Source organism: uncultured Wocania sp. (assembly GCF_964021735.1).
Classification (GTDB): domain Bacteria; phylum Bacteroidota; class Bacteroidia; order Flavobacteriales; family Flavobacteriaceae; genus Wocania_A.
The window spans coordinates 1-4,437 of the sequence record NZ_CAXIBN010000220.1; the positions used below are offsets into that span (position 1 = coordinate 1).

The 4,437-nt window shown below is 33.2% G+C and carries 4 protein-coding genes and 1 pseudogene; all 5 read right to left on the reverse strand.

Annotated features, from left to right (window positions below):
* Positions 1-206 (reverse strand): annotated as a pseudogene (locus AADI82_RS13890) (glycosyl transferase family 2); the annotation flags it as partial.
* Positions 206-895, reverse strand: a complete 690-nt coding sequence (locus AADI82_RS13895; protein ID WP_341217028.1) for a glycosyltransferase family 2 protein — start codon at positions 893-895, stop codon at positions 206-208. The gene AADI82_RS13895 and the pseudogene AADI82_RS13890, both read right to left, overlap by 1 nt.
* Positions 892-1,374: a hypothetical protein gene (locus tag AADI82_RS13900; protein ID WP_341217029.1), complete on the reverse strand. Its 483-nt coding sequence runs from the start codon at positions 1,372-1,374 to the stop codon at positions 892-894. Before AADI82_RS13900 ends, AADI82_RS13895 begins: the two co-directional genes overlap by 4 nt.
* A 6-nt stretch (positions 1,375-1,380) precedes the next feature.
* Complete coding sequence (locus AADI82_RS13905; RefSeq protein WP_341217030.1) at positions 1,381-3,003, reverse strand: 4Fe-4S binding protein; 1,623 nt, start codon at positions 3,001-3,003, stop codon at positions 1,381-1,383.
* Positions 3,004-3,014: 11 nt separating this feature from the next.
* Positions 3,015-4,352: an FAD-dependent oxidoreductase gene (locus AADI82_RS13910; RefSeq protein ID WP_341217031.1), complete on the reverse strand. Its 1,338-nt coding sequence runs from the start codon at positions 4,350-4,352 to the stop codon at positions 3,015-3,017.
* Between the last annotated feature and the right edge of the window lie 85 nt (positions 4,353-4,437).

The following is a 4,437-nucleotide window of genomic DNA, read 5'->3' on the forward strand; positions in this document are numbered from 1 at the left end:
TCCATAACATACATTTCGTTATAGACAGGAAGTTGAATAGTTACAAAGGGTACTTCTTCTGGATTAGATAAATTGAATTTTAAATCGGTGGTACTTTTTTTTGCAGATAAGTAGTTAAATAATAGGTTCAACTGAGCCAATGCATACATAAAAATGAGCAATAACGCAATGGTATAAATAACAATAATTACGGTTTCTATATACATTATTTAAAACTGTATTTAAAAATCCAAGCCAATATTTTTATGCCTGCAAATATAGCACCTTTTACTGTTCCTGAAACTTTTGAAACGCCAATTCTATTTCGGTAATTTACTGGCACTTCAACATAACTTAATTTTTGTTTTAAGGCTTTAAGTTGCATCTCAACTGTCCAGCCATAAGTTTTGTCTTCCATTTTAAGAGCCAAAAGCTTATTGTATTTTATCGCTCTAAAAGGGCCTAAGTCTGAAAACTTTGCATTAAACATTAATTTCATTAAAAAGGTAGCTAACCAATTCCCAAATATTTGAGGCATGGTCATAGAACCTTTTTCACGTAGTCGTTTTACTCTTGCTCCAATTACAAAATCTACATCATCTTTAATTATTGGTGCTACTATTTTTTCTAGCTCTTCAGGGTAATCGCTGTAATCGCCATCTAAAAAAACAATGATATCTGGTTTGTCTTTTTTATTAGAAATGTAATCCATTCCTTTTAAACATGCGTAACCATACCCGCGTTTATTTTCTTTAAGAACTGTAGCGCCAGCTTTTTTAGCGTTTTCTTCAGTAGCGTCACTAGAGTTGTTACTCACTACAATAACTTCTTCAGCTATCGATGGAATATCTTTAATAACATGTGATATGGAGTCAGCTTCGTTATAAGCTGGAATAATTACGTTTATTTTAGTCATTTTAAATCTTTAAGATTATTGTCTTTTCTAAAAGATTTAAAGTCTGTCCATTCCTTAATCTGTTTACCTTCTTTAAAACGTTTAGCAGAAACTAATTCTTCATTATGATACATGAAACAATAACCGTTTTTCAAATTGTTTTTTAATTGGCATTTATGATTGATTTTTTCCATATCATCATAAAATAGCCACCAATTATTTTTCTGTCCATTTATAAAATGTCCCTCACTTTCTTTAGTGCCATTTTCACGGTAAAAATACCAATATTTTGCAGGTTTATTATTTTTGAAATGACCTTCTTTTTGCACTTTACCGTTAGGATAATAAAATGTCCAATACTTGGTTTTCGTATCACCGTCTAGCCAACCTTCAGCTTTTAGGCTACTATTATTGTAGTAAACTCTCTTATATGTTTTTTGCGCATTACTATCGATAGTAAAGCAAAACATTAAACTAAAAATTATAATTGAATATTTCAAGAGAGTTTATTTTTGGTTTACTAAATCCATTAGGTCTACATCGTTCCCCAATAAAATATCAGTTGGATTAATACGACCTTTTTCTGGTCCATTTTCTAGTTTTAAAACACCTCTTGGGCAAACTGCAGAGCAAATACCACAACCTACACAACTAGAGCGCACTATATTTTCTCCTTTCTGCGCATAAGCACGTACATCAATTCCTTGTTCGCAATAGGTAGAACAGTTGCCACAAGAAATGCATTGACCACCATTGGTTGTAATTCTAAATCGAGATTTAAAACGCTGTACTAAACCTAAATAGGCCGCTAACGGACAGCCAAAACGACACCACACGCGATTACCAAAAATAGGATAGAAACCTGTGCCAATAACACCAGCAAACCAAGCACCAATTAAAAAGCTGTAAGTATCTTTTATCCATTGTGATTTTATACCTAAAAATGATTCTACACCAGAGAAATAACAGTATAATGTTACTAACGTCATTACTAATGAGAACACTAAAACGGAGTGAATTAACCAGCGCTCTAATTTCCAAGCATTCAAACTTTTATTAGAATGTTGTCTGTATGGATCTCCTAAAGTTTCAGCTAAACCACCACAACCACAAACCCAAGAACAGTACCATCTTTTTCCGAAGAAATATACCATTACGGGCACAATAACCAAGGTTAATACAATACCCCAAACCAATATAAAAAGCCCAATTGCTCCACTATCTCTTAAGCTATCTAAATTCCATTCAAAAAAGAAATCGTAATCTAAAGGAAATGCATTTTTAAAATCGTACCCAGGCATGTTTAAACTTGTCATTATTTCTGGAATAAGGAACGCAAAAACAATTTGAAAGAATAACACCGAAGTAGTACGAATGATTTGGTATTTGTTATGTCGGTATTTTATGTACATACGAGCAGCCATAACAAGCATGATTACACAATACAAAAAGCCGTAAACAAACCATTGACTTGCTGGACCTCCATTTAGGAATTCACTAATTGGGTCTAAAATGTATGTCCAATTCACGACATAATCTGCCCAAAAATAAAGCAGTAAATAAAATACCACTAAATACACTAAAACTAACCAAGCAATCCAACCACGATTAGTACTTGCTTCATGATAAATACCGTTGTGTTTAATACCAGGTCTGCCTAATAAAATAATGTTTGGTAATATAAAGAGTAGTGCGCCAATAATTGCCAGACCAAACGTAAGCCACCATAGTAAACCAGCATGTTCTTTTACAAAACCAGAACCAGCTTTTTTTGCTATTTCATAACTTAAAGTATGTGGTTTTCCGTAGATTTTATATTGGTATTGTTCACCTTTTTTGTCCCAGTTTTTTTCAGCATCATACTTTGCTATTAATGCATCATAATGGTTATTGGAAGTTTCATAAGCATTTCGAACGCGACTAGAAAACTCAAAAATATTCAAATCCTCTTCGGTAACTGTAGCTTTTTCAAGTTCCTCTTTTATAATTTCACTTTTATAGTTTTTTGATGTTATGAATTCATCAAATTCAGCTTCTGATAAACTAAAACTACCTGTGAAGAGTGTTCCGGTAAAAATGCCTAAGCCTATTAAAAATAAGACTAATCCTAAATGTTTTATTATTTTCATGTCTTTATTTTTTAAGCGAATATGCGTCTCCAACTTTTCTTTTTAAGTTGAATGTTAGTATTGTTTTCTGTATTGAATTTTTTAACGATGTCTTTCTCGTGAAGTTTATAAAACTCAGGATCGAAGTTGGCATCTGCTAAATATTCTAAAACATAATCTACCGATTGTTTTTTGGTTAAAACTTTATCAAAAAACTCATGGCGCATTCTAATGCCGAAAGTATTTATGCCTATAAATTCTCGTGTATTTTTATCATAATTAATATGTATGCCCTTATTACCATCTTTATGTTCCCAATAAAAACGCGCTTCATTTTCTCTAGGTTGCGCCCAAACCCAACCATAAGTTTGATATTCAATATCAAAGAATTTAGCAGAGTTAAACCAGTGCCCTGGCTTGTATTGAATACGGTTTCCACAAATGGTTTGTGCAACGGTTTCTCCCATCATGCGTCCTGTGTACCAAACCGCTTCAATGGGTCTGCGTTGATCAATACCTTCGTGTTGTTCGGCACAATCTCCAACGGCATAAACATCAGGAATATTAGTTTCTAAATAGCGATTTACTTTAACGCCTCTTCCTGTTTCAATGCTAGAATCTTTTATAAAATCTATATTAGGTGAAACACCAGCAGTAAGTCCGACTACATTACAAGGAATCTCTTCACCAGTTTCCTGAATAATTACCGATTTTACTTGTCCATTTTCATTGGAAACTATTTCTTTTAAATTGGTAGATAATCTTAAATCGATACCGTTGGCTAATATTTCACGATTTATCATGGTGCTTTCTTCTTCTGGTAACACACCATTCCAAAAACTACTTTCTCGCACTAAAAACGTTACAGGAATATGTCTGGAGTGTAACATTTCTGCCAACTCAATCCCAATTAAGCCACCACCAACAATTACAGCACGTTTACAAAGCTTATTATTTGGTGCATATTTTTCCAGTTTTTCTAAATCCTGTTTATGGTACATCCCCATCACACCATCTAAATCTTGCCCTGGCCATCCAAATTTGTTGGGTTTACTGCCCGTAGCAATAATCAATTTATCATACTGTAAGGTGTCACCTTCTGCAAAATGCAACGTTTTAGATTTAGTTTCAATCTGCTTTACAAAGCCCTTTTTAAGTTCAATCCTGTTTTTTTTCCAAAACCAATTTTCGTAAGGTTGTGTATGTTCAAATTTCATATGTCCCATATACACATACATAAGTGCCGTACGGGAAAAAAAGTAATCGGTTTCAGCAGAAACAATAGTAATTTTTTTGTCGGAAAGCTTACGAATATGTCTAGCGGCCGTAACCCCAGAAATTCCGTTTCCTATAATAACGATGTGTTCCATAATTTTGTTAGTTATGCTGTAATAGGTCGAAGTTAAATATAATAACTTAACTTGAAGTATTAATTTAGAATTGCTTTAAATTGAA

Bases quoted from the DNA above. Each gene is read 5' to 3' on its own strand.
- AADI82_RS13905 (WP_341217030.1), bottom strand. From the start codon at position 3,003: ATGAAAATAATAAAACATTTAGGATTAGTCTTATTTTTAATAGGCTTA.
- AADI82_RS13895 (WP_341217028.1), bottom strand. From the start codon at position 895: ATGACTAAAATAAACGTAATTATTCCAGCTTATAACGAAGCTGACTCC.
- AADI82_RS13910 (WP_341217031.1), bottom strand. From the start codon at position 4,352: ATGGAACACATCGTTATTATAGGAAACGGAATTTCTGGGGTTACGGCC.